The sequence below is a fragment of the Corynebacterium argentoratense DSM 44202 genome (genome assembly GCF_000590555.1).
GTDB lineage: Bacteria > Actinomycetota > Actinomycetes > Mycobacteriales > Mycobacteriaceae > Corynebacterium > Corynebacterium argentoratense.
This window is the reverse complement of record NC_022198.1, coordinates 451841-475540: the sequence shown is the minus strand read 5'-3', so window position 1 is coordinate 475540 and position 23700 is coordinate 451841. Positions and strand designations below refer to the sequence as shown.

Sequence of the window (23700 nt, the reverse complement as noted above, 5' to 3'; positions counted from 1 at the left end):
ATATACGAAAACTGCCGGGCCCTGCACTGTGAGTGCAGGGCCCGGCAGTTTATAGTCTGGCTAGGGTGGCCGGGGCCTACTTGACGTCGATCAGGTCGATCATGAAGATCAGCGTCTTACCTGCCAAGGGGTGGAAGCCACCCTCTTCGCCGTAGGCGAGTGCTGGGGGAATGATCAGCTTGCGGCGACCGCCAACCTTCATTCCGGGGATTCCGTCCTGCCAGCCCTGGATGAGGCCCCTCAATGGGAAGCTGATGGACTGGCCGCGGTCCCAGGAGGAGTCGAACTCTGCACCATCGGCGTAGTCAACGCCGACGTAGTGCACCTCAACGTTGGCACCGGGGGTTGCTTCTTCCCCATCGCCGACGATGATGTCTTCGACAACAAGCTCAGTGGGAAGGGCTTTCGGGTCGCCAGCTTCCAGTTGGGGTTTTTCCATGTCTGACATGTTTTCTCCTCGGTCTAGTTTTTACTTGCGCTGATCGCGAGGAACGAAGCTGCGGAGGGCTTCGCCGGTGTAGATCTGGCGCGGGCGGTAGATCTTGGATGCGGGGTTCTCCACGAGTTCGCGGTACTGAGCGATCCAGCCGGGAAGGCGGCCCATTGCGAACAGGACGGTGAAGAAGTCCGTGGGGAAGCCCATGGCGCGGTAGATCAGGCCGGTGTAGAAGTCAACGTTCGGGTAGAGCTTGCGGCTGATGAAGTAGTCGTCAGCGAGAGCAATCTCTTCGAGGTTCATGGCGAGCTCGAGGGTGTCGTCGCCGCCGAGCTTCTCGAGAACTTCGTGGGCGGTCTTCTTGATGATGGACGCGCGGGGATCGTAGTTCTTGTAGACGCGGTGACCGAAGCCCATGAGGCGAACGCCGGGCTCCTTGTTCTTCACGCGGTTCATGAAGTCGGTTGCGTCACCGCCGTTGGCCTTGATTTCGTCGAGCATCTCGAGCACAGCTTGGTTGGCGCCGCCGTGCAGCGGGCCGGACAGTGCGTTGATGCCTGCAGCCACGGACACGAACATGTTTGCCTGAGCCGAGGCAACCATGCGGACAGTGGAGGTGGAGCAGTTCTGCTCGTGATCAGCGTGCAGAATCAGCAGCTGATCGAGTGCCTTGACCAGGAGGGGATCAACCTCGTAGGGCTCGGTCGGGAAACCGAACATCATGCGCAGGAAGTTTTCACGCGCGTTGAGGGAGTTGTCGGGGTACATGTAGGGCTCGCCGTGGCGTGCACGATGTGCGTAAGCGGCAAGCATCGGAACCTTAGCCATGAGTCGGACGGTGGCCTTCTCAAGGTGATCAGGGTTCAGGGGATCAAGCTCGTCCTGGTAGTAGGTCGAGAGGATGTTCAGCGAGGAAGCCAGCACAGCCATGGGGTGCGCGTCGCGCGGGAAGACAGAGAACTGCTTCTTAAAGCCCTCGTCCAGCAGAGTGTGGTGGCGAACTTCGTCGTTGAAAGCCAAGAGCTGTTCCTGGGTGGGCAGCTCTCCGTGGATCAACAGGTAAGAAACCTCATTGAAGGTGGTCTTTTCCGCGAGGTCTTCAATTGCGTAACCGCGGTAGCGGAGGATGCCCTCCTCACCATCAATGTAGGTAATTGCGGACTCGGTAGAGCCGGTGCTGACGTAGCCGGGGTCGTAAGTGACCAAGCCGGTTGCGTCGCGAAGCTTGCCGAGGGCGATACCATCGTTGCCTTCGGTAGCGCGCACGATGTCCATTTCGTACTCGCCGCCGGGGTAGCTCAGTATGGCCTTGTCCTTGTTCTCTGTAGCCACAGTATTACCTTTCAAACTTGTGAAGCGGTCTCCCTAGGGTGAGGGATTCCACCGGCTTGTTGCGGGGCTAGCACCGCATTCGGGCCTTGTTTTACTCACATGCCTTGCCTGCCACTTGGAGGGCATCCCTTGTGAGGAAAGCCCTCCAAGATCGAGACAATCATTTAAGCGATCAGAGCCACATTACCGCAGCTGACAGTGAAAGGTAAGCGGGAGCAACAATGTTGCTGTTTGTAGCACGTTTTATTCACTGGAAGGCGGCGGGTTTTGGGCCGGTTGAGCCCCTCAAACACCTGCTTATATATCGTTATCACCGAAGTTTCGTGGTGTTGGTCGCAGTTTAGCAAAGTTTGTGACCATCCCCCCATTTGTGCAGTGTTAGGAGCCAACGGCACCCGAATAATCCTCCGCCCAGCCGGGGCAATTGATGATGCGCGCCTCGCTAGCCCCGTAAGCCTAGGCGTCTAACGACCATTGGAGGTTTTTCAGACTTTGCACCCACCCCCTAGTCGGGGGTAAACCACTCTTGGCGCGGTGCCCCACATAAGGGGTATGGCAGAAACACCTGCGCAGGCGGTGCAGTACTCTGGAAGAACATGTGCTTGGTAGAGCACTGTCCCTTGAGAGCCAGGAATTAGAGAAGGTACCCGGATGTCCGACATGCCCACCCTCCCCAACGATCTTCAGCCCGCTGATGGCCGCTTCGGCTGCGGCCCTTCCAAAGTTCGCCCCGAGCAGATCCAGGCGATCGTCGATGGCGCAACGTCCATCATGGGCACCTCACACCGGCAGCCCGCAGTAAAGAATGTGGTCGGCTCTATTCGTGAGGGGCTGAGCGAGCTCTTCCGCTTGCCTGACGGCTACGAAATCGTTTTGTCTTTGGGTGGCGCCACCGCTTTCTGGGACGCCGCAACCTACGGCTTGATCGAGAAGCGCTCCGGCCACCTTACTTTCGGTGAGTTTTCCTCTAAGTTCGCTTCTGCTTCCGCTAAGGCTCCGTGGCTGGAGGAGCCCACCTTGGTCTCCACTGATCCCGGTGATGCTCCCCAGCCTGTAGCCATGGAGGGTTGCGACCTCATCGGTTGGGCACACAACGAAACCTCCACTGGCGCGATGGTTCCGGTCACCCGCCCCGCAGGGGCCGAGGGTTCCCTGGTCGCTATCGACGCCACCAGTGGCGCAGGTGGTCTGCCTGTCGACATGTCGCAGGCTGACGTGTACTACTTCTCTCCCCAGAAATGCTTCGCTTCCGATGGTGGCCTGTGGTTTGCTGCCATGAGCCCCGCCGCTTTGGAGCGCATCGAAAAGATCAATGCGTCTGACCGCTTTATCCCGTCGTTTTTGAACCTGCAGACGGCTGTCGACAACTCCCGCAAGAATCAGACCTACAACACCCCGGCTGTGGGCACATTGTTGTTGATGGACAATCAGGTGCAGTGGATGAACGCTCAGGGTGGCTTGGATGCCATGGTTGCTCGCACCACCGAGTCTTCTTCCATTCTTTACGATTGGGCCACGGCTCGTCCCGAAACCTCTTGCTACGTGGCTGATCCCGCGAAGCGTTCGCTGGTTGTCGGCACCATTGATTTTGATGACGCCGTGGATGCATCTGTTGTCGCTAAAATTCTGCGCTCCAATGGAATTGTTGACGTCGAGCCCTACCGTAAGCTTGGGCGCAATCAGCTGCGCGTCGGTATGTTCCCCGCTATTGATTCCACCGATGTTGCCACCTTGACTAAGGCGATTGATTTCATCCTCGATGGTGGTTACGCAGCCCGCTAAAGGTGGGTAGTGCGTTCTTTTACCTGCTTGTGACGCCGCGTTAGTGTGTGGCGTCAACGGCCTGGCATCTGCTTGCTGGGCCGTTTTGTGCGTTAAGGTGGAGCACAATTGTATTCGCGTTAGGGTCAGGAGTAACGATGCGTGAGCTTCGCTTTGAGAGCACCGAGTCTGATGGTAATTCTTTGGTGTTTACCTCCGATTCTTCTGCCGATGGTGCGCAGGAGCAGTTTTTCCTCGCCCTGGATACCTTGTCGCCCCAGGATATTGAGGCCCTGGCCAGTGCATTAGAGTCCTCTCGCGGCCGCGCTGATGTCTCCACAGTTAAGGCTTCTGCCGAGACCGCCACGGCAGGAGATGACGTCGCTTCCTCCCCCGCTAAACCCGCGGCTGAACCCGTTGAGTCGCCGCGTTCGCAACCGCTCAAGCTCCGCCCAAAGGAGATTCAGGAGCGCATTCGCGCGGGCGCTACCGTCGAAGAGGTTGCGGAGCTCGCTGGTGTGTCTGTGGAGCGCATTGACGACTACGCCTACCCGGTGTTGTTGGAGCGTTCGCGTATGGCTGAGATCGCCAAGAAGGCCTACCCGGTGCGTGACGACGGCCCGGCCAAGCTCACCCTGTGGGAGATTTTGGCGACTGCCTTCGCCGCCCGTGGTATCGATTTGGAATCTGCCGAGTGGGATTCCTACCGTGATGCGTCCAACCAGTGGGTGGTGAGCGTGTCTTGGAAGGCCGGCTTGTCGGAGAATACGGCCGAGTGGTCACTGCATACCAAGAATTTCGGCCAGTCCACTGCTGTGGCAAGAAACGCCATCGCTGCTGATGTGATCGATCCGGAGTTCATCCAGCCGGTCCGCAAAGTAAGTGTCCACCGGCCCCGTCCTTCTGCGGAAGACACCCAAGAAATGGATCTTCTGTCGGAGCTGACTGGCGTTGTCGAAACCCCTGCCGCTGGACAGTCCGATGCCGCTGATGCTTCTGCTCACGACGGCGACGCTGCGGCCGAGCAGTCGGATTCGCGGGGCGCCCAGCGGGAAGGTCAGGAGCCTTCCTCCAAGCGTCGCCGCAAGGCCGTGACTCCTCACTGGGAGGACGTCCTGTTGGGGGTTCGTGCCAACACAAAGCGTCCGCGTAACTAGCGGGGATCGTCGTGGATTGCAGTGCGGTTGTGACCGCGTGGTTTGTCACCGCTGCGGATGTTGCTGCGGTGATCAATTCTCATCCTCGGGCGGATCGTGGCTTCGGCCGGAAACTGTTGGCCCAGTTGAATCCTTCGTGGCCCATCACCCCCATCGGCCAGTTTTCGATGAATCGCAGTGTTCCGACGTCCACCGGCGAATTCTATATTGCCGGTTTTCCGGGGGTGGGCATTATCCAGACGGTGGTGGAGGACGCACGCAGTGTGGCGCACTTGCCTGATTTTTTGCTGACTGCTTTGCCGGCTGCTGATGTGTATATCAGTACGGTTAACGAGTCCAGTGGGCTTGGGGGCTTTGCGCATTTTTCGGGTGGTGTTCTGCGCCGTAGTTTTGTTGCGATCCCCGACCGGATCTTTGAAGACGAAGGCGTGCCGGAGCCTTTCGAGTTGCCTTTTTGGTCACAGGAACGCGCTGACGGGGGCATTTTGTTGCCTTTTGATCCGGTGGAGTTGGCTGTGGCATCCCAGCAGGGGTGGCTGGGGGTTGATGTGTCGGTGGAGGGCCCGCCGATCAATATTGTGGCGTTTGCGGTCGATGGGCGCCCTGAGCCAAAGCAGGTTCCGTTGGTGACGCGGCCGGTGGCTCCGGTTGATACCGGTTCTGAGGCTTTGGAGCCGGATTATGAGGATCTGTCGATTGATGCGGAGGCCGAGATGACCGCCCGCATGCGTGATACTGCTGCGAGGGCTAGCGACGTGGGCCGCACCCTGTTGTCGGGTATGAGTGATGCGGCGAAATCTGCGGCGCATTCGGCTCGCGAACGTTTGCGCCGCATCGACCGTTGCTGACGTCGCGGGGGTTAGCCGTGCAGGTGCCTGTCGCGTTCGTAGAATGCGATGGCTGCTGCGGTGGCGAGGTTGAGCGAGTCTGTGCCTTCCGCCATGGGGATCCGTGCGCGGGTGTGGGTGTAGTGCATGGTTCTTTCGCTCAAGCCTGGCCCTTCAGCGCCCACGAGTAGCGCTGCTTTCTCGACGCCTTGCAGAGCGGCCGCGATTGTCGGCGCCTGCGGGTCGGGCGTCAACGACACAGTGGTGAAGCCTGCCTCGTGCAGCTGCTGCATACTGTGGTGCCAGTTGCGTGTGCTTCCCTCGAAGAAAGCGAAGGGGAGTCGCAGAACGTGCCCCATGGATACCCGCACCACGCGGCGATACAGGGGGTCTGCGCAGCCGGCGCCAAACAGCACGGCGTCAACACCCATTCCTGCTGCATTACGGAAGATGGAGCCAATATTTTCTAGGTCGCCCACGCCTTCGAGCACCACCACCGTTCGTGCCCCGTCGATGGCTTGTGTCACCGACAGCGGCTCCGTACGCTGCGCTACGGCGACCAGCCCTCGGTGCATATCAAAACCGGCGACCTCGGCCAACAGTGCGCGGGATACCTCATAGATCTCGATCCCTAGGCTGTGTAAGTGCTGCACGCACGCGACCCGGGTGGATGCCGGATCCTCGGCGGCAATGCCATGTTCCTCGGCATATGCGTCGATGAAGCCGCGCAGCTTGGACCCAAAGCCCACGATTGCGCGCACCGGGTAGCGAGAGTCAATCAGCCGGCCAACCACCAGTGCACCCTCGGCGATAACCAGCCCCTTACCGTCGGGCAGATCGGGGCGGTGATCAGAATTGTTGAGATCCCGAAAATCGTCCAGACGGGGGTCATGGGGATCGTCGGGGCGTACAACTCCGTCGATCGCGTCAAAGCTAGCTGGCTGGGTGCTCATTAGATAGCGCTCATGATGGGATCGACTGCGAAGTACACGAGGAACAATGCAGAGATCAGCCACAACAGCCAGTGAACTTGCTTAGCTTTACCGGATGCCAGAGCCATCAGAACGTAGGCGATAAAACCGACGCCGATGCCGTTGGCGATCGAGTAGGTGAAAGGCATGACCACGATCATCAGGAAGGCGGGCAAGGCGATAGAGAAGGTGGAAAAGTCGATGTCTTTAATCTGCGCCATCATGAGGGCACCGACGACGACCAATACGGGTGCCGCAGCCTCAATCGGGACGATGGAATACAGCGGGGTGAGGAACATCGCGGCCAAAAACAGCACGCCGGTGACGACGTTCGCAAGACCCGTGCGTGCTCCGTCAGCAATACCCGCTGCGGAGTCAATGTAAACAGTGTTGGAGGAAGCAGACACGCCACCACCGATGATGGCGCCGGTGCCCTCAACTATCAGGGCGCGCTTCATGTCGGGAAGGTTGCCATCCTCATCAACCAAGCCGCCCTGCTTACCCAATGCTGTCATGGTACCCATGGCATCAAAGAAGTTCGCGAGCACAAGGGTGAACACCAAAAGGGAAGCGCTGAGCACACCAATGCGGCTGAAGGCACCCACCAGGTCAACCGCGCCGACAAGAGAAAGATCCGGCATACCACCAATGGAATCCGGCAGGGTCGGTACCGCAAGCGACCACCCAGTGGGGTTGGGCTTGCCATCAACAAAGGAAGGACCAGCGCCGGTGAGAGCCTCGACAATCATGCCAATCACGGTGGTCACAACGATGCCGATAAACAACCCGCCGCGGGTATTGCGAGCAACCAACACGCCACAGATGATCAAACCGCACACAAAAACAAAGGTCGGCCACGACGCGATGGAACCATTGATGCCTAGGCCGACGGGGACGGTGGTGCCCGCGGCGTCAGGAATACGACGGACGAAACCAGAATCAACCAGGCCGATCATCGCGATGAACAGGCCAATGCCCACACCCATTGCGGCTTTCAGCTCGCGGGGGATGGCATTGAAGACGGCGACACGGAAACCCGACACGGCCAGCAACACGATGATGATACCGTCGATGACTACCAGGCCCATGGCCTCTGGCCACGTCAGCCCCTCGGTGGCGACCAAGGTGACAGCCACAAGGGTGTTAATGCCCAGGCCGGTGGCGATGCCGAATGGGTAGCGCGCAAACAAACCAAAAAGGATGGTCATGGCGCCTGCGGCCAGTGCGGTCACCGCTGCAACGCGTGCTCCGCCAAGCGCCTGACCTGTGATGTCCTCGGTCGTTCCGAGGATGAGCGGGTTAAGAATGATGATGTAGGCCATCGCGAAGAAGGTGACGAGTCCGCCACGTACTTCGGTGCCTACAGTGGATCCACGTTCCGAGATGTGGAAGTAGCGATCAAGTGCTTGCTGCATGAACTCTCCGTTTGAAGGTGCCGGGGCGGGATTCGCCCTCAGTGAACTGGCACTTTAAAGAATCTCACTGAGGCCGCTCAATGGGCAAATACTGGCGCATAGTCCCACTCGCCCAGGGGTGCTTTAGGGTGTATTACGTGCCGCGCATTGTGTTGATCGACAACCAGGATTCTTTTTCGCATCTTTTAGCTGATGCGATTTTTCGAGCCGTCGGGATTCTTCCGCAGGTGGTTGCCCATGACGGCGAATTGCCTGCGAACGCCGACGTGTTTGTGCTCTCCCCCGGCCCCGGCCGACCAGAGGACGCGCGGTTGAGTATCGAGGCCGTGCGCAGCGGTGTGCCGTGCGTGGGGGTGTGTTTGGGGCATCAGGTGATTGCTATGGAAGCCGGTGCGACGGTAGGGCCCGCGCAGTTTCCCATGCATGGCCGTGTCAGCCAGGTGTCGCATTGCGGCACAGGAATGTTCGCGGGGTTGCCGCAGTCGATGGAGGTTGTGCGCTATCACTCCTTGGAGATCACAGATTTTAATGACGCCGCGTTGGAGGTTCTGGCCCGCGCGGACGACGGTTCGATCATGGCCTGCCGCCGGATGGATGCACCGCAGTGGGGTGTGCAGTTTCACCCGGAGTCCATTGCGACCGTGCAGGGCGTGGACCTTGTGCGTAATGCCCTGCTGTGTGCATTAGAGCCGTGGAAGTGGGCGCAGCGCTACCCGTATTTTGCGTGGTTTGAATTCGACGGATACACCCGCATCGCTGCCGGGAATGAGCGCTGGGAGGGGCCACTGGACACCGATGTCGCCCTGTATGGCGCCCTATCGTATGAGGCCACAGGCGGGGTGGATGGCAGTAGTGCCGCGCAGCTGCATACCAGGGACAACTCCGGTGCCGATAGTGCGCAGAGTATATGGTTTCACCCCGAGCATGAGCTGCATTGGGAGGGGGCCGTACCGGAAGAACTTTTAGGCGATGTTCCGCCAGCACCGCAGGCCAGTGCTATTTCTTTCCGTGACAGCCGCGAAGACTATCGCGAAGCTATTTCACGTTGTCGCCAGGCCATTGCCCGCGGTGATTCCTACGAGTTGTGCTTGACCACCGCTGCGTCATCAATCTTGCTTGAAGATGTTTCTGCGCTTGAGCTGTATGTGCGCCTACGCTCGCTGGTGCCGGCACCCATGCGCGGGATGTTAACGAGCCCCGAGGTGTCAATCATTTCAGCATCACCGGAGCGCTTCGTCCGCGTTCGCCCCGGGCAGGCAGCAACTGGGGGTGGGCGCACGATCTCGGCCCATCCGATCAAGGGAACACGTCCAGCCGGTTGCGACCCCGCGGAGCTGCTATCTAGCGAAAAGGATCGCGCCGAGAACCTGATGATCGTCGACCTGATGCGCAACGATCTCGCCCGCGTGTGCACCCCGGGAAGCGTCACGGTGGAGGAACTTTTTGGTATTTACGAGCTCCCCCAGGTCACTCAGATGATTTCGACTATTTCTGGTCACGTGCGACCGGAAGTCTCCGCCATCGACGCCGCGCTCGCTGCTTTCCCGGGCGGCTCGATGACGGGCGCACCAAAGCAGAAAACTATGGATCTTCTGCGGGAATACGAAGGGCACCCTCGCGGTTATTATTCCGGGGTGATGGGCTACATTGACTGTGACGACATTGACTTGTCCATGCTGATTCGCTGCGTCGTGCTACGTCAGCGGCGTCTGCACTACGGCGTGGGCGGTGCAATAACGTGGCTGAGCGACCCAGATGATGAATACGATGAGGTCCTTGTGAAGGCCCGGCCGTTGTTTGCGCTGCTGGGCCAACAGTATGTGCCGTAGGTAGTGCTGCGGTCGTCTGTGTCCACGCGGTGCCACTTGGTACCGGCCGGTGGTGTTGTACAGGTGTGCTTTATGCACGTTATTTCTGCGAGGTGCGTGGTTTGTGAGTTCCTTAGGGATGACCTCTTTCCGGATGGTTGATGGCAGGGTTCGTGGTTTGGATCTGCATCTTGAACGTTTGCGTACTTATTCGGCGCTCGAGTCGGTGCCGTGGACTACCGAGGTCGAGCAAGCAATCCTGGGTCGGCTGCGCTCTTTTGGCCCGGGCCCGTGCAATCCGAAGATCAGCTTGGAGGGCACCCAGTGGGTGGTGACGCATCGCCCGGACCGTGTGGTGGAGGATGCCGCGATTGTTCGTGTCCATCCTGTGCCGGATGAGCGCTACAATCCCACGGTCAAGGGCCCGGATATTTACATGTTAAGTGTGTTGATGCATCGTGCTCATGAGAAGGGCGCCACCGAGGGTATTTTGGGTTGTCCGGAGGCCCCGAGGGATCGGATCGTGGAATGTTTTTATTCCACTCCCCTGGCGTTTGATGCCGATGGTGTTGTGCATGTCTCGACGCATCCGCGGGCGTTGGCGTCGGTGACTGCCGGCTTAGTGTTGCCGCTGGTTGAGCGTTGGGGTTTCCGGGTGATTCGCCACGAGTTAGGTTTGCGCCCGCCGCACTTGATGCGTTCGCATGTGTGGTTATTGAATTCTTTTTCCGGGGTGCGTTCGGTGTCGCATTGGTTGGAATATGCCGCTATGGTGCCTGCTTCTTGCCCCGAGATCCCGGAGCATATTACTCGCGCCGCGGGAATTGATGACGCCGCGGGCCCTGCGGCCTGGGAACAATTGCGCGGCGTCGTCAATGATTATTTGTGGGCGCAGGCTCAGTCAGTGCATGATGTTTAAACGCTCGTGGCGGCGGCGCCAATGGGGTGCTGTGCCTGGGTTTTAGGCTTTATCGGAGCTGATTGACCAGGTGACAACGTAGGGGGTTTCTTCGCCTTGGTCGTCGTGGCCGATCATCAGGGAGGACACTTCGATGACCATTAGTTGGGCGTCGTCTTCGTGGGTGGGCAGGGTTATTTCCTGCTTTTCGTGCGAGCCGTAGTAGGACTGGTCGTTTTTGGCGGGGTTGTCGTAGATCTTCAGCAAGGCCCAGTCGTGGTCGTAAATGGCTTCGGGGAGGGTGAGGGTCACGTCGTCGCCGAAGCTCAGTTCTGTGAGTGGCTGCTCTTGGCATTCGACGCCTTGTTCGCACACGGAGTAGGGGGCTACCTCTTCTGTTGTGTCCCCTGTGGCGACGGTGATGTGGACGTCTTGCGGTTCCGGGTCGGCGGGTTTCCACCAGGTGCGGAAGCCTAGGAATGCGATGGTGACTACGACCACGGTGGCCAGCATGACCCCTATTTGGATGAGGGTGGTTTTTGTGTTGCGTTCGGGTGCTGGTTCGACGGTTGATGTGGTCGCGTCGTGTGTGGGCTCGCTCATGGGGGATTATTCTACGTTGACGAGGGCGACCTCGTACAGGTCTGGCCAGCGTTTGCCTGTCATGAATAGCCGTCCTGCGGTGCCTGCGTCGCTGTTGCGTTCGTGAGGGTTAGCTGTGGCGATGCCGTTGAGGACGTTGTTTGGGTCGGGTGTTGCGTTGTTGGGCAGGCCGGATGCGTCAATGTGCGCGGTGACGTGGCCGTCGTCCGGGTTGATTTCGTAGACGTCTGTGGTGAGGAAGCGGTTGGCTAGCACTCGGGGTGCGTTGTGGCCGTGGCGGTCGTAGGTGCAATCGAGTTCGTTGAGTTTGTCTATTTTTTCGCCCGTGTCTGGATTGATGACGTCGCGTGTGCCGATGACGTCAAAGGTGTGCGGGTCGCGCAACGTGAGGGTTGCGCTGCCGTCGGACATGACGAGGTAGTCCTCGTAGGCGCACAGTCCCCAGCCTTGGCCTCGGTAGGTGACGGTGTCTTGTGTTCTTAGGGTGTGGGGGTCGCGTTTGTAGGCTGTTCCGGCTTTCCAGGTGAGTTGCCATAGTGGTCCGGATGGTTGGGCGACGGTGATCCCTTCGCCGAATAGTTCGGGGTCGAGGACTTCTGAGGTGGCTGTTTCTGTGCCTTCGATGGTGGTGCGGTAGACCCGGCCTTCTCCCCACCATCCGGTGGAGACGAGGAGGTTGCCCGTGTTGTCGAATTCGAGGCCTTGGGTGAAGCTGTCGGCGTCGAAGGGGTAACGAGTGATGACCTCTGCCCGTAGCTGTTCTACGTGGTCGGGGTCGAGTTGTGTGCAGGCGGTGGCTAGTGGGAGCGCTGCTGCACAGGTGATGAGGAGTGCGCGCGCGTGTGCTCGGGTGTGCTGGTGTGCTGCCTGGCGCATGGCTCTATCATGCCTGAAGGGCGTGGGGTCTGGGTTGATTGCTGGTGGCAACCGTGGATAATGGACAGGTGCCTGATTCAACAACACCGCTGTGTGGCGATGCTGCCCGCGACGTTGCGCGCGCCGCGCTTCTTGAGCTCGATGAGGGGCCTGTTGGGCGTCATTTGGGGGTTCGACGCTTGGGGGAAAATCTGGCTTTGCATCGTTTCTCAGCGTCTGTTCCAGGCTATCCGGGATGGGAGTGGACGGCTGTGGTGGCCTGTGCCCCGGGCAGCGAGCACGTGACCATTAATGAGGTTGCTTTGCTGCCTGGCAATGAGGCGTTGAAGGCCCCGGAGTGGGTTCCTTATGAGGATCGTGTCCGCCCGGGAGATTTGGGGCCTAATGATCAGATGCCTCCGCGTCCGGACGATCCCCGACTTGAGCGCGGTGACGATGGTTACGCACTGAGTGAACAGGGGTTGTCTGCTGCGAAGGACCGCTGGCGCAAAGGCGAAACTGGTCCGAATTCGGATTTTGCTCGCGCGGCGAAGTTGTTCTGTAAGACCTGTGCTTTTTGTGTTCCCGCCGGGGAGGTCATTGGCGAAGGATTCGGTGTGTGCACCAATGAGTATTCTGCTGACGGCAGGGTTGTGCAGCTTGGGTTTGGTTGCGGTGCCCATTCGGATACGCCCCCGGCGGAGATCCTTGGCCAGGCGGAACACACTGCCTTTGATGATGAAAAGCCCATTCCCCTGGTCTAGAACCTGGGGCAATGGGCTGGGCTGGGCTGGGCTGGGGCTCGGTTGGATCCCGGCTGTTCCGGTTTTCGGGGGTTGCTTAGGCGTCGAGTTCGGTGGCGACGACGCGCAGGATCTCTGCGACCTGTCGGCCCACCTTTTTCTCCGGGTATCGACCGGCGGCGAGCCCCGGCTGCACCGTGGTTTCCAGGAGGGTGACTAAGTCTGCGACCATGCTCCCTAGCTGATCCGCACTGTACTTATGCACCTTGTGCTTGGGGGGATCGAGCACTTCCATGCGCAGGACCTGGGGGCCTTTGCGGCCGGCGACAAAGTCGAATTCGATCCTCTGCCCCGGGTAGAGGTCATCGATCCCCTCAGGCAGTACGGACTTGGGCAGGAAGCAGTCTTCTTCGCCGGGGTTGCTAACGAAACCGAAGCCGCGTTCGAGGTCGTACCACTTCACTTTGCCGATGGGCATGAGTTTCTCCTTTTTATCGTTTTCGCGTTCGTTGAGGGGTGAGCTATAACCTAACGCCCACTTTAACGCGCCGCAGGCTGCTATTGTTCCCTCGCGCGCACCGTGGCGTTGCACTGCGCGGGCGAGGGCGACACGAATCACACCACCTTTTTTAACGCACTTTTATCGCCCTGACCTGCCATTTCTAAAATTTGATAACAAATCTGCAAACTTTTTGTGCTTTTAGCGTGACTATTTCGTTATAAACGTCTAGGGTGGTCTGAGATATTCAAGCACTTCCTTCGAGAGGATTTTCATGGCTCGTCATGCAGCTAAAAACTCGTCCGTAGCGACCAAGCTCGCAGCTACCACCGTCGCGCTGGGCACCGCTGCTACCATCCTGGCCCCGAACGCCTCCGCAGCGCCCGATTCTGACTGGGACCGTCTGGCACAGTGCGAGGCCGGCGGCAACTGGCAGATCAACACTGGTAACGGCTACCACGGTGGCCTCCAGTTCTCCCCCTCCACCTGGCGTGCATACGGTGGCGGCCAGTTCGCCCCCTTCGCTTTCCAGGCAACCCGCGAACAACAGATCGCGATCGCTGAGAAGGTCCTGGCTGGCCAGGGCTGGGGCGCATGGCCGTCCTGCTCCGCTCGCCTGGGTCTGAGTTCCGCACCGACCCTCCGCGACGTCCAAGCAGCCCCCGCTGTTCAGGCTGTCGAGCGCGCCGTTGAGCGCGCAGTCGAAGCTTCCAGCGAGACCTCCTCCCTGCCGTCTGATGCACTGTTCAAGCAGCTGCAGGACGCATTCAACCGTGCAGGCATCCAGATGCCCGCGTTCATCACCAGCTACTACAACGCCAACCGTTCGGAGTTCAACAACTTCTACAACGCTAACCGCGGCACCATTGAGGCTCTGCTGGCTAACAACTAATCTGCACAACACAAACCCCCGGCCTGCTAGAAAGGCAGTGTCCGGGGGTTTTGCTTGTGCACTTGAAGTATTACTTATTGACCTTGGTGTAGGGGTGGACGTAACCCAGCTGGGATGCGGGGACGGGGAAGATGGTCTCGTCACCATAGGGGCTGGATGCACCAGCAACCTTGGAGACCAGCTCGGTTACGGGGTGACCGCCGCCGGCAACGTGTGTGGGCCAGCCCGGGTCTACGTAGGACTTCTTCTCAACATCAGCGCTTTTACTCATGTGCTCATTGTCGCAGATGCGGGCACTAACTGCAACGACTTCACCCCTACTGTGGGATAATTGTCTGCTATGAATCCCTGCCCTGCCAGCTTCTCCAGCGGTGTTCTCGATACTCTCGCACCGGCTGAAGGGCAGCTCGCTTCCTACGAACAGTGGCTGGCAACCTGTCCGCGCGAGGTCATCTGCGCTATCGTCGCCCACCAGCCCGAGCGCACAGTCTCCCAAGTGTCAACGTTTACACAACTCGCACGTTGCGTGGACAGGGCCTACCCGCCCACCTTGTCTTCGCTATCTGCCGCAATTGTTGAAGCCACGGAGCAACAGCGCCTCGATGGCCTCGAGCGTTCCGGAGCAAACACCCCGCGCACTTTTCAACTTGATGACGTCGCGGCGCTCATTGTCTCCAGGGCAGACGCGGCGTCATTGGGCGACAACTACCGGCCCAGTATGGCTGAACTCCGCAGTGCCTTCGTCGATCTGATAGTGGCGGGAATTGCGTGGGGCAATCCGCAGGCGTTTGTTCTCTCTCCCCATGTTCGGCATAGCAATCTCAACCGTTTGTCAGCACTGTGTGTGCTGGCGGATGTCTCTATTCCTGCGGCGGGCATTCCGCAGCTGCTCGAGGGTTTAAGCCCCGAGGAGCGCAGGGTGGTCACTACCCTGGCTACCAGTGGTGGCTATGGGTTCAGCCGCTCGTTGGATCTGGACGCGCACACCCCTGTTCCTTCGCTGCTTCGTCGTGGTGTTCTGGAGCTCGCTCCCCCGGTTGAGGGCCGAGTGCGCCTGCCCAACACCGTGCGAGCTTATGCCAACGGAGGTCACCTCGCCCCGCTGGTCTACCCCGGATACACTCCGCACGCAGGCGGCCCCACGCTTAAGCAGGTTGACGATGCGTGCGTCGCTGCAGCCCTGGAGGTCGTACGCGTGGCCTACGACGTGGTGACTATTATCGAGCAGCAGCCGGTCGAGCTGGTCGCATCCGAGCAGGTCGGCGTCCGTGCGGCTAACGCGTTGGCTAAAACCCTCGGTCTGGACTTTGAACAGCTTGCTGACATCATCGGTGTCCTGCAGGGCGCAGACCTCCTGACCGTCGGCGTGCCCCACCCCGAACCCGACTATGGACGGTTTTCCTTCCTTGCCGTCACGGAGTCTTCCCAGCAGTGGATCGATTCCGACCAAGCGGCTCGTTGGAGCTTGCTTGCACGAGGTTGGTTGGCGTCGGTGCTCTCCACGGCGTCATTAATGAAAACCGCGGAGGAGCAGCACCAGAAACCAAAACTCTTCGCCCCCGAGCACAGCGACCCCATCGTGGTGACAACCAAAAAGCTACTGATACGGGTGTTTAGGCACTGCCACCAACATGCGGAAACAGTCGTCACTTTGTCCCTTGACGACATTGTTGACGTCGCGTCAGTGCTGGCCCCAGGCGATGTTCCGAAGCACCCGCGTGACGCCTTCGGCAATGTACTGCGGGAGGCTTCGTGGCTGGGGCTGGTATCGCGCCACACCATCGACGGAGTGGAAATATATGCGGCCGGATCGCTGCTGCTTGAAGGCGTGGAGCGCGCAGCACAACTCTTCCCTGCGCCGGTGGATTACCTGATTGCTCAAGCCGACCACACCATTTTGGCGCCCGGCCCACTGGCACCGAATGTCCAACGCATGCTGCTCGCTTTTGCCGACACAGAATCCGCGGGTGTTGCGACCGTATTCCGCATCTCCCCGGAGTCCATTGCGCGCGGTCTGGAACGCGGCGTCAGCGTCCCGGAAATGAAAACATTGCTGGAGACTTATGTAGTGGGGGAACTTCCCCAGCCGCTTGTGTACGCTCTGGCCGATGCCGAACGCGCACACGGGGTGCTTCGTGTCGGGGCTGCAAGCTGTTTTTTGCGCTGCGAGGACCCGGAGATGCTGGCGCACGCAGCACAGGCCGTGCCCTCGGCTGAGCTACGGCTGCTTGCACCCACCGTGGCAATCAGTACGGTGGCGCCCACAATGCTGTTGGATCTGCTGCGTAATGCCGGTTTCTCCCCCGCCGCTGAGTCGCTAGACGGCGAGGTTGTTGACTTGAGTGTGCGGCGTTTCGAAATCTCCGACCGTCACACGGCTCGCCCCGCCGGACAGTTCAGTCCCCCGGCAACCATTGATGGCCAACACGCCCCGCTCGACCCTGCGATGGTGGATGCCGTTGTTCGCCGCATTGGTGTGGAAGACACCCCCCAGTGGCAGGCCGTATGCGACGCGGAAGGTCAGCAGCTGAGTGGGCGCGATGTCATCACCGTGGTTGCCGCGGCATCTCAAGCCAAGGTGCCCGTGCGCGTCGAATTCGAGCACAGTCGGGGCGGCCTGCAGGTGCTGCAGCTTGACACATGCCGTATTCTGAGCGGTGCATTAACCGGGGTTGATTCCCAGGGTCTTCCCCGTCGAGTCAGCATCGACCGGGTGGCGGGCATCCTCGTGCCGGCTGACAGCGATCTGAAGTTCTAAGGAGTGCGTTTTGTCCGGTGGCCCTTTGATCGTCCAATCCGATAAGACCGTGCTGTTGGAGGTCGATCACCCCCAAGCGGACGTTGCCCGCGCAGCACTTGCACCTTTTGCTGAGCTCGAGCGCGCACCCGAGCATGTGCACACCTACCGCATCACCCCGCTTGCGCTATGGAATGCGCGTGCCGCAGGCCATGACGCCGAACAGCTCGTGGACGTACTCGACCGATTCTCCCGCTTCCCTGTACCACAACCGCTTCTTATTGACGTCGCGGAAACCATGTCGCGCTACGGCAGGGTACGGTTACACAAACACCCAGCCCACGGGCTTATTTTGGAATCGGAAGAACCCGCAATCCTGGCGGAAGTCTCCCGTCAGAAAAAGATCGCCCCCATGTTGGGTGCGCGCATAGATGAGCACACCTACGTCGTCCACCCCAGCGAACGCGGCCGCCTCAAACAAGAACTACTCAAAGTCGGCTGGCCGGCAGAAGACCTCGCAGGCTACGTCGATGGTGAAGCCCACCCCATCGCCCTCGAAGAAGACGACTGGGAGCTACGCGACTACCAACGCTACGCCGCCGATAGTTTCTGGGAAGGTGGCTCTGGAGTAGTGGTCCTGCCCTGTGGTGCGGGTAAAACCATGGTGGGTGCCGCAGCGATGGCCCGGGCCCAAGCCACCACCCTCATCCTGGTCACCAACACCGTCGCGGGCCGACAGTGGCGCGACGAACTTATCAAACGCACCAGCCTCACCGCCGAAGAAATCGGCGAATACTCGGGCGAGAAAAAAGAAATCCGCCCCGTCACCATTGCCACCTACCAAGTCGTCACCCGCAAAACCAAAGGCGAGTACCGCGCACTCGAGCTCTTTGACTCCCGCGACTGGGGCCTCATCATCTACGACGAAGTGCACCTGCTACCCGCCCCTGTCTTCCGCATGACCAGCGACCTGCAATCCCGCCGTCGCCTAGGCCTCACCGCAACCCTCGTGCGCGAAGACGGACGCGAAGGCGACGTCTTCTCACTCATCGGCCCCAAACGCTACGACGCCCCCTGGAAGGACATCGAAGCCCAAGGGTTCATCGCCACCGCCGACTGCGTCGAAGTTCGCTGCACCATGGAGCCAGCAGAACGAATGCTCTACGCCACCGCAGAGCCAAAGGAACGCTACCGCCTCGCCGCCTGCAGCGAACAAAAATTCCCCGTCGTCACCCGCATCTTAAACCGGCACAAAGGGCAACCCACCCTGATCATCGGGGCCTACCTCGACCAACTCGAAGACATTGGCCGCCGCCTAGACGTCCCAGTGATCGAAGGCAAAACCCGTAACACCGTCCGAGAAAAACTCTTCGACCAATTTCGCAACGGCGACATCAACGTACTCGTCGTCTCCAAAGTCGCAAACTTCTCCATCGACCTACCCGAAGCAGCCGTCGCCATCCAAGTGTCCGGAACCTTCGGCTCCCGCCAAGAAGAAGCCCAACGCCTCGGCCGCTTGCTCCGCCCCAAATCCGACGGCGGCGAAGCCCACTTCTACTCCGTCGTCACCCGAGACTCCCTCGACGTCGACTACGCTGCCCACCGCCAACGCTTCCTCGCCGAACAAGGCTACGCCTACCGCATCGTCGATGCCGACGATCTCATCGGTCCCACCTAAACTATCTACTATGCACATCCCCGTAGACGCCGCCCACAACAAAATCCACAACGAATTCAACCGTGACGCCGGCCGCCTCAAACTCTCCGGCTACATCCTCACCGCTGTATTCATCGCCGCCGCGATCATCGTCTACTTCATCAGCGGCCTCACCCCCACCGGTCTACTATTCGCCGCATCCCTCCTAGTCGTCGCCGCCCTCATGCTCGGCTCCATGATCGCCGTCAGCCGCCGCATCGGCGACTCCCAAGACCTCTACGACACCTACCCACTAGCCCCCGCCATCGTCGCCGCCAAAGGCGACCACGACCTCACCCTCATGGCACTCGTCCGTATCAATGACGCCGCGGACCGTTACGCCCTCGCAGTACGCCCCATGAAAAGCCTCGGCCACCCCTGCGCACTCGGCGACCGCGTAGCAACAGTCGCCGTCCCAGGCCGCCGAAGCCGCCAAGGCACCCTAGAAGAAGTCTCCCCCATGCCCATCGACTGGGCCACCCCCGACACCACTGTGTGGAAGGAAGCAATCAAGAACATCCCGGGGCGCGAATGGAACCTCCTCGAAGCAAACAAAAACCGCTTCGAAGAAGTCCGCAGCACCCGATTCAACCTGCTGCCACTGTAGAATTACCCCATGAACGCCCACGCATCCGACCCCATCCACATCGTCGGATCCGGGCCCAACGCACTCACCGCAGCCGCCCTTACCTTCGGCACTGACGGAACACTGCCTGCCAGTGTACTCGCCCTCACTGCTTTCACCAACGACGCCGCCCAAGCCCTACTACGCGGCTGCGCGCTCCACGCCATCCGACCCCCAAATCTCCTCGTAACAGCCGGCATCAGCCTACTCTTCGCCGCAGTCGGACAATCCACAGGATGGCCAATCACACACAGAGGAAGCGGTGAAATGACCCACCGACTAGCCACCATCATCAAAACAACGGCGGCCACATCCACACCAACCACCCCATAACCGCACTCACACACGTACGCACCACAAACGAACCCGTACTACTAAACACCACCAGGCAAGTAGCCCAAAAAATAACCGGACACCCCGTACACACCATTCCCAAAAAACCCGGCATCTACAAAGTCGACTACTTGCTCAGCGAAGCCACCCCCTGGTGCACCAACCCAGAAACCAAAAAATCCGGCACAGTACACCTTGGCGGCACACCACAACAAATGATTACCGCCGAACAAACCATCCACCAAGGAAAATCCCCCACCACCCCTTCATCATGATCTGCCAACAAGACAACACCGACCCCACCCGTCGACCACATCCTGCACTCTTAATCGTTGCCCTAGCGCTGTGTGGGTTTGTTGGGTGTGTGTTCTCACTACACTCGCCTCACGGCCCATAATCGTTTCAGCCTCGCACCCACCAACCCACCTACCTACCATGCCCTGTAGTTAAGTGCGTGGGGTTGTGTGTTCTCACTACACTCACCCTCCCTACCGGTCGGGTTCATAATCGTTTCAGCCTCACACCCCACACACCCCACCCACAGACGACACCCACACACTCCACCACCCGAACAAAACCCCCAATCACGGCCACACAAAAAGAAGGGAAGACGCCACCGAACAAACGAGTGACGCCTTCCCAACAATCAAGACTGTATATAATTATTGTTTTTTGTTTTAGGCCGGCGGCGACCTACTCTCCCACACACTCCCGTGTGCAGTACCATCGGCGCAGGTGAGCTTAGCTTCCGGGTTCGGAAAGGGACCGGGCGTATCCTCACCGCCATCAACCACCGACACAACCAACACCCCACAAGGCGATGCTAGGTGTGCTGTTTCAGACACTGCATAGTGGACGCAAACATTCAATACATTCGAGCTAAACACCGTTGTAAGCAACCCCCCATCATCAACGGATGGGTGTTTTGGGTGTGTTCGGCGCATTAGTACCAGTCACCTCAACACGCATTACTACGCTTCCAGCTCTGGCCTATCAACCCCCTAGTCTAGAGGGCACCTGATTCATGAAACCTTATCTCGAAACAGGCTTCCCGCTTAGATGCTTTCAGCGGTTATCCCTTCCGTACGTAGCCAACCAGCCATGCCACGGGCGTGACAACTGGCACACTAGAGGTACGTCCGTCCCGGTCCTCTCGTACTAGGGACAGCCTTTCTCAAGTTTCTACGCGCGCGGCGGATAGAGACCGAACTGTCTCACGACGTTCTAAACCCAGCTCGCGTGCCGCTTTAATGGGCGAACAGCCCAACCCTTGGGACCTACTCCAGCCCCAGGATGCGACGAGCCGACATCGAGGTGCCAAACCATCCCGTCGATATGGACTCTTGGGGAAGATCAGCCTGTTATCCCCGGGGTACCTTTTATCCGTTGAGCGACACCGCTTCCACAAGCCAGTGCCGGATCACTAGTCCCTACTTTCGTACCTGCTCGACCTGTCAGTCTCACAGTCAAGCTCCCTTGTGCACTTACACTCACCACCTGATTGCCAACCAGGCTGAGGAAACCTTTGGGCGCCTCCGTTACTCTTTAGGAGGCAACCGCCCCAGTTAAACTACCCACCAGGCACTGTCCCTAACCCAGATCATGGGCCGAGGTTMAGATATCCAATACGACCAGAGTGGTATTTCAACAACGACTCCCACASAACTGGCGTCATGTGATCACAGTCTCCCACCTATCCTACACAAACCGAACCGAATATCAATACCAAGCTATAGTGAAGGTCCCGGGGTCTTTTCGTCCTGCCGCGCGTAACGAGCATCTTTACTCGTACTGCAATTTCGCCGGGCCTGTGGTTGAGACAGCAGGGAAGTCGTTACGCCATTCGTGCAGGTCGGAACTTACCCGACAAGGAATTTCGCTACCTTAGGATGGTTATAGTTACCACCGCCGTTTACTGGGGCTTAAATTCTCCGCTTCGCCACCAAAGTGACTAACAGGTCCTCTTAACCTTCCAGCACCGGGCAGGCGTCAGTCCATATACATCGACTTATCGTCTTCGCATGGACCTGTGTTTTTAGTAAACAGTCGCTTCCCTCTATTCTCTGCGACCACCACCAGCTCAAAACCAGTCTGTCACCAGCAGTGGTCCCCCTTCTCCCGAAGTTACGGGGGCATTTTGCCGAGTTCCTTAACCACAGTTCACCCGATCGCCTTAGTATTCTCTACCTGACCACCTGTGTCGGTTTGGGGTACGGGCCAGATGGAAACATCGCTAGATGCTTTTCTCGACAGCATAGGATCACCAACATCCCCCAACAAGGGGTACGCATCACGCCTCACCCACCATGCACAGCGGATTTACCTACCATGCGGGCTACACGCTTACACCACAATCCACTCAGTGGCTCGGCTACCTTCCTGTGTCACACCATCGCTTGGCTACTACCAGATCAGATCCCACGCATCCACACCAACAACAATCCAAAAGACTGCCATCAGGCTTCAGGGCGGTTAGTATCACTGATTCACCACGGGCGCTTCCATCCGGGTACCAGAATATCAACTGGTTGTCCATCGACTACGCCTGTCGGCCTCGCCTTAGGTCCCGACTCACCCTGGGAAGATTAGCTTAACCCAGGAACCCTTGGTCATCCGGCGGATGAGTTTTTCACTCATCATTCGCTACTCATGCCTGCATTCTCACTCGCACACACTCCACCACAACGATCACTCGGCGGCTTCACATTATGCACGACGCTCCCCTACCCACCCACACACAAAMRTRTGAGYGCCGCGGCTTCGGCGGTGTACTTGAGCCCCACTACATTGTCGGCGCAGAACCACTCGACCAGTGAGCTATTACGCACTCTTTCAAGGATGGCTGCTTCTAAGCCAACCTCCTGGTTGTCTTCGCGATCCCACATCCTTTTCCACTTAGTACACGCTTAGGGGCCTTAGCCGGCGATCTGGGCTGTTTCCCTCTCGACTACGAAGCTTATCCCCCGCAGTCTCACTGCCGTGCTCTCACTTACCGGCATTCGGAGTTTGGCTGATGTCGCTAAGATGTTGGTCCCGCTAAACCATCCAGTAGCTCTACCTCCGGCAAGAAACACACGACGCTGCACCTAAATGCATTTCGGGGAGAACCAGCTATCACGAAGTTTGATTGGCCTTTCACCCCTACCCACAACTCATCCCCTCAGTTTTCAACCTAAGTGGGTTCGCGCCTCCACAACCTCTTACAGCTGCTTCACACTGGCCATGGGTAGATCACTTCGCTTCGGGTCCAGGACATGCCACTCATTCACCCTCATTAGGATTCGGTTTCCCTACGGCTACCACACACGTGTTAACCTCGCGACATGCCGCTGACTCGCAGGCTCATTCTTCAAAAGGCACGCCATCACACCACACAAGGGCGCTCTGACGGATTGTAAGCACACGGTTTCAGGTACTATTTCACTCCCCTCCCGGGGTACTTTTCACCATTCCCTCACGGTACTCATCCGCTATCGGTCAACTTAAGTATTCAGGCTTACCGGGTGGTCCCGGCAGATTCACAGCAGATTCCACGAGCCCGCTGCTACTCGGGAAACACAACCATTACCACACACACACTTTCACCTACCGGGCTCTCACCGTCTACGGCGGGACATTCCAATCCACTTCACCTAGCATGCGCGACTATCACGTAACCAAGAACCGGCAGATCCTCGACGTTATGCTCCCACAACCCCACGCACGCAACCCCTGCCGGGTATCACACGCACGCAGTTTAGCCATCATCCACGTTCGCTCGCCACTACTAGCGGAATCACAATTGTTTTCTCTTCCTACGGGTACTGAGATGTTTCACTTCCCCGCGTAACCTCCACACCACCTATACACGTTCAGTGATGGGTAACCGCCCATAACGACAGCTGGGTTTCCCCATTCGGACACCCTCGGATCAACGCTCGTTTGACAGCTCCCCGAGGCCTATCGCGGCCTACCACGTCCTTCATCGGCTTAAGTTGCCAAGGCATCCACCGTGTGCCCTTACAACACACACAAAAAACACTTACAAGGCAAAATCAAAAAATAAAGATGCTCGCGTCCACTATACAGTTCTCAAACAACACACCCCACACACAATCACCAACCACCATCAC

Annotated in this window: 19 protein-coding genes and 2 rRNA genes; 11 read left to right on the top strand and 10 right to left on the bottom strand. The window is 58.8% G+C overall.

Translation table 11 applies throughout. From position 1 onward, the window contains the following. Positions 1 to 76: 76 nt before the first annotated feature. Both CARG_RS02305 and CARG_RS02300 read right to left on the bottom strand, forming a co-directional pair. Entirely contained in the window at positions 77 to 439 is a 363-nt protein-coding gene (locus tag CARG_RS02305) for an FKBP-type peptidyl-prolyl cis-trans isomerase (protein ID WP_041747299.1), read from the bottom strand. Positions 440 to 469: 30 nt separating this feature from the next. Continuing rightward, a complete protein-coding gene (locus CARG_RS02300; protein ID WP_020975776.1) occupies positions 470 to 1768 on the bottom strand; it encodes a citrate synthase in 1299 nt (432 codons plus the stop codon). 651 nt (positions 1769 to 2419) lie between these two features. On the opposite strand from CARG_RS02300, the gene serC reads away from it, so the two are divergent. The 3 genes from serC to CARG_RS02285 all read left to right on the top strand — a co-directional run bounded on the left by serC (position 2420) and on the right by CARG_RS02285 (position 5534). After that, positions 2420 to 3550, top strand: a complete 1131-nt coding sequence (gene serC / locus CARG_RS02295) for a phosphoserine transaminase (RefSeq protein WP_020975775.1) — start codon at positions 2420 to 2422, stop codon at positions 3548 to 3550. A 137-nt stretch (positions 3551 to 3687) separates the two neighbouring features. After that, positions 3688 to 4686 (top strand): septation protein SepH, encoded by a 999-nt coding sequence (gene sepH / locus CARG_RS02290; protein WP_020975774.1) that lies wholly within the window; start codon positions 3688 to 3690, stop codon positions 4684 to 4686. A 29-nt stretch (positions 4687 to 4715) separates the two neighbouring features. After that, positions 4716 to 5534, top strand: a complete 819-nt coding sequence (locus CARG_RS02285; RefSeq protein WP_236620154.1) for a DUF6928 family protein — start codon at positions 4716 to 4718, stop codon at positions 5532 to 5534. An 11-nt stretch (positions 5535 to 5545) separates the two neighbouring features. Here CARG_RS02285 and CARG_RS02280 read toward each other — a convergent pair whose 3' ends face one another. Together CARG_RS02280 and CARG_RS02275 are read right to left on the bottom strand one after the other, a co-directional pair. Further along, entirely contained in the window at positions 5546 to 6466 is a 921-nt protein-coding gene (locus CARG_RS02280; RefSeq protein ID WP_020975772.1) for a TrmH family RNA methyltransferase, read from the bottom strand. Next, positions 6466 to 7899, bottom strand: a complete 1434-nt coding sequence (locus CARG_RS02275; RefSeq protein WP_020975771.1) for an NCS2 family permease — start codon at positions 7897 to 7899, stop codon at positions 6466 to 6468. Before CARG_RS02275 ends, CARG_RS02280 begins: the two co-directional genes overlap by 1 nt. A gap of 137 nt (positions 7900 to 8036) precedes the next feature. On the opposite strand from CARG_RS02275, the gene CARG_RS02270 reads away from it, so the two are divergent. Both CARG_RS02270 and CARG_RS02265 read left to right on the top strand, forming a co-directional pair. Further along, positions 8037 to 9728 carry a chorismate-binding protein gene (locus CARG_RS02270; protein ID WP_020975770.1) on the top strand — a complete coding sequence of 564 codons (1692 nt, stop codon included), beginning with the start codon at positions 8037 to 8039 and terminating at the stop codon, positions 9726 to 9728. Positions 9729 to 9831: 103 nt separating this feature from the next. Continuing rightward, on the top strand, positions 9832 to 10626 hold the full coding sequence (locus CARG_RS02265) for an aminotransferase class IV (protein WP_144198479.1): 795 nt from the start codon (positions 9832 to 9834) through the stop codon (positions 10624 to 10626). Between the two features lie 42 nt (positions 10627 to 10668). Here the strand turns inward: CARG_RS02265 and CARG_RS02260 are convergent, their stop codons facing one another. Further along, positions 10669 to 11208 (bottom strand): DUF2771 domain-containing protein, encoded by a 540-nt coding sequence (locus CARG_RS02260; protein ID WP_020975768.1) that lies wholly within the window; start codon positions 11206 to 11208, stop codon positions 10669 to 10671. Positions 11209 to 11214: 6 nt separating this feature from the next. Next, positions 11215 to 12084, bottom strand: a complete 870-nt coding sequence (locus CARG_RS02255) for a glutaminyl-peptide cyclotransferase (protein WP_020975767.1) — start codon at positions 12082 to 12084, stop codon at positions 11215 to 11217. A 53-nt stretch (positions 12085 to 12137) separates the two neighbouring features. On the opposite strand from CARG_RS02255, the gene CARG_RS02250 reads away from it, so the two are divergent. Next, positions 12138 to 12827, top strand: a complete 690-nt coding sequence (locus CARG_RS02250; RefSeq protein WP_020975766.1) for a DUF3027 domain-containing protein — start codon at positions 12138 to 12140, stop codon at positions 12825 to 12827. A gap of 76 nt (positions 12828 to 12903) precedes the next feature. Here the strand turns inward: CARG_RS02250 and CARG_RS02245 are convergent, their stop codons facing one another. Further along, positions 12904 to 13284 (bottom strand): cold-shock protein, encoded by a 381-nt coding sequence (locus CARG_RS02245; protein WP_041747294.1) that lies wholly within the window; start codon positions 13282 to 13284, stop codon positions 12904 to 12906. 295 nt (positions 13285 to 13579) lie between these two features. Here CARG_RS02245 and CARG_RS02240 point away from each other — a divergent pair, with 295 nt between their 5' ends. Then, entirely contained in the window at positions 13580 to 14197 is a 618-nt protein-coding gene (locus CARG_RS02240; protein ID WP_020975764.1) for a resuscitation-promoting factor Rpf1 domain-containing protein, read from the top strand. A 70-nt stretch (positions 14198 to 14267) separates the two neighbouring features. On the opposite strand, the gene CARG_RS02235 is transcribed toward CARG_RS02240, so the two are convergent. Beyond that, positions 14268 to 14468, bottom strand: coding sequence for a hypothetical protein (locus CARG_RS02235; protein ID WP_020975763.1), 201 nt, complete (start codon positions 14466 to 14468; stop codon positions 14268 to 14270). 69 nt (positions 14469 to 14537) lie between these two features. On the opposite strand from CARG_RS02235, the gene CARG_RS02230 reads away from it, so the two are divergent. From CARG_RS02230 to CARG_RS02215, 4 genes are read left to right on the top strand one after another with little or no spacing between them, the layout of a single operon-like run. Continuing rightward, the gene (locus CARG_RS02230) at positions 14538 to 16955 is read left to right on the top strand and encodes a helicase-associated domain-containing protein (protein ID WP_020975762.1); all 2418 of its coding nucleotides are present in this window, start codon (positions 14538 to 14540) and stop codon (positions 16953 to 16955) included. A 10-nt stretch (positions 16956 to 16965) separates the two neighbouring features. Beyond that, positions 16966 to 18612: a DNA repair helicase XPB gene (locus tag CARG_RS02225; protein WP_020975761.1), complete on the top strand. Its 1647-nt coding sequence runs from the start codon at positions 16966 to 16968 to the stop codon at positions 18610 to 18612. Between the two features lie 10 nt (positions 18613 to 18622). Further along, complete coding sequence (locus CARG_RS02220; protein ID WP_020975760.1) at positions 18623 to 19237, top strand: DUF3239 domain-containing protein; 615 nt, start codon at positions 18623 to 18625, stop codon at positions 19235 to 19237. A 9-nt stretch (positions 19238 to 19246) separates the two neighbouring features. Continuing rightward, positions 19247 to 19588: a hypothetical protein gene (locus CARG_RS02215; RefSeq protein WP_041746909.1), complete on the top strand. Its 342-nt coding sequence runs from the start codon at positions 19247 to 19249 to the stop codon at positions 19586 to 19588. 680 nt (positions 19589 to 20268) lie between these two features. Here the strand turns inward: CARG_RS02215 and rrf are convergent. Next, positions 20269 to 20386: ribosomal RNA gene (gene rrf, locus CARG_RS02205) — 5S ribosomal RNA — on the bottom strand. Between the two features lie 124 nt (positions 20387 to 20510). Then, a 23S ribosomal RNA gene (locus CARG_RS02200) occupies positions 20511 to 23601 on the bottom strand. Between the last annotated feature and the right edge of the window lie 99 nt (positions 23602 to 23700).

Bases quoted from the DNA above. Each gene is read 5' to 3' on its own strand.
- CARG_RS02275 (WP_020975771.1), bottom strand. From the start codon at position 7,899: ATGCAGCAAGCACTTGATCGCTACTTCCACATCTCGGAACGTGGATCC.
- serC (WP_020975775.1), top strand. From the start codon at position 2,420: ATGTCCGACATGCCCACCCTCCCCAACGATCTTCAGCCCGCTGATGGC.
- CARG_RS02240 (WP_020975764.1), top strand. From the start codon at position 13,580: ATGGCTCGTCATGCAGCTAAAAACTCGTCCGTAGCGACCAAGCTCGCA.
- CARG_RS02220 (WP_020975760.1), top strand. From the start codon at position 18,623: ATGCACATCCCCGTAGACGCCGCCCACAACAAAATCCACAACGAATTC.
- CARG_RS02245 (WP_041747294.1), bottom strand. From the start codon at position 13,284: ATGCCCATCGGCAAAGTGAAGTGGTACGACCTCGAACGCGGCTTCGGT.
- sepH (WP_020975774.1), top strand. From the start codon at position 3,688: ATGCGTGAGCTTCGCTTTGAGAGCACCGAGTCTGATGGTAATTCTTTG.
- CARG_RS02280 (WP_020975772.1), bottom strand. From the start codon at position 6,466: ATGAGCACCCAGCCAGCTAGCTTTGACGCGATCGACGGAGTTGTACGC.
- CARG_RS02235 (WP_020975763.1), bottom strand. From the start codon at position 14,468: ATGAGTAAAAGCGCTGATGTTGAGAAGAAGTCCTACGTAGACCCGGGC.
- CARG_RS02305 (WP_041747299.1), bottom strand. From the start codon at position 439: ATGGAAAAACCCCAACTGGAAGCTGGCGACCCGAAAGCCCTTCCCACT.
- CARG_RS02215 (WP_041746909.1), top strand. From the start codon at position 19,247: ATGAACGCCCACGCATCCGACCCCATCCACATCGTCGGATCCGGGCCC.
- CARG_RS02260 (WP_020975768.1), bottom strand. From the start codon at position 11,208: ATGAGCGAGCCCACACACGACGCGACCACATCAACCGTCGAACCAGCA.
- CARG_RS02230 (WP_020975762.1), top strand. From the start codon at position 14,538: ATGAATCCCTGCCCTGCCAGCTTCTCCAGCGGTGTTCTCGATACTCTC.
- CARG_RS02255 (WP_020975767.1), bottom strand. From the start codon at position 12,084: ATGCGCCAGGCAGCACACCAGCACACCCGAGCACACGCGCGCGCACTC.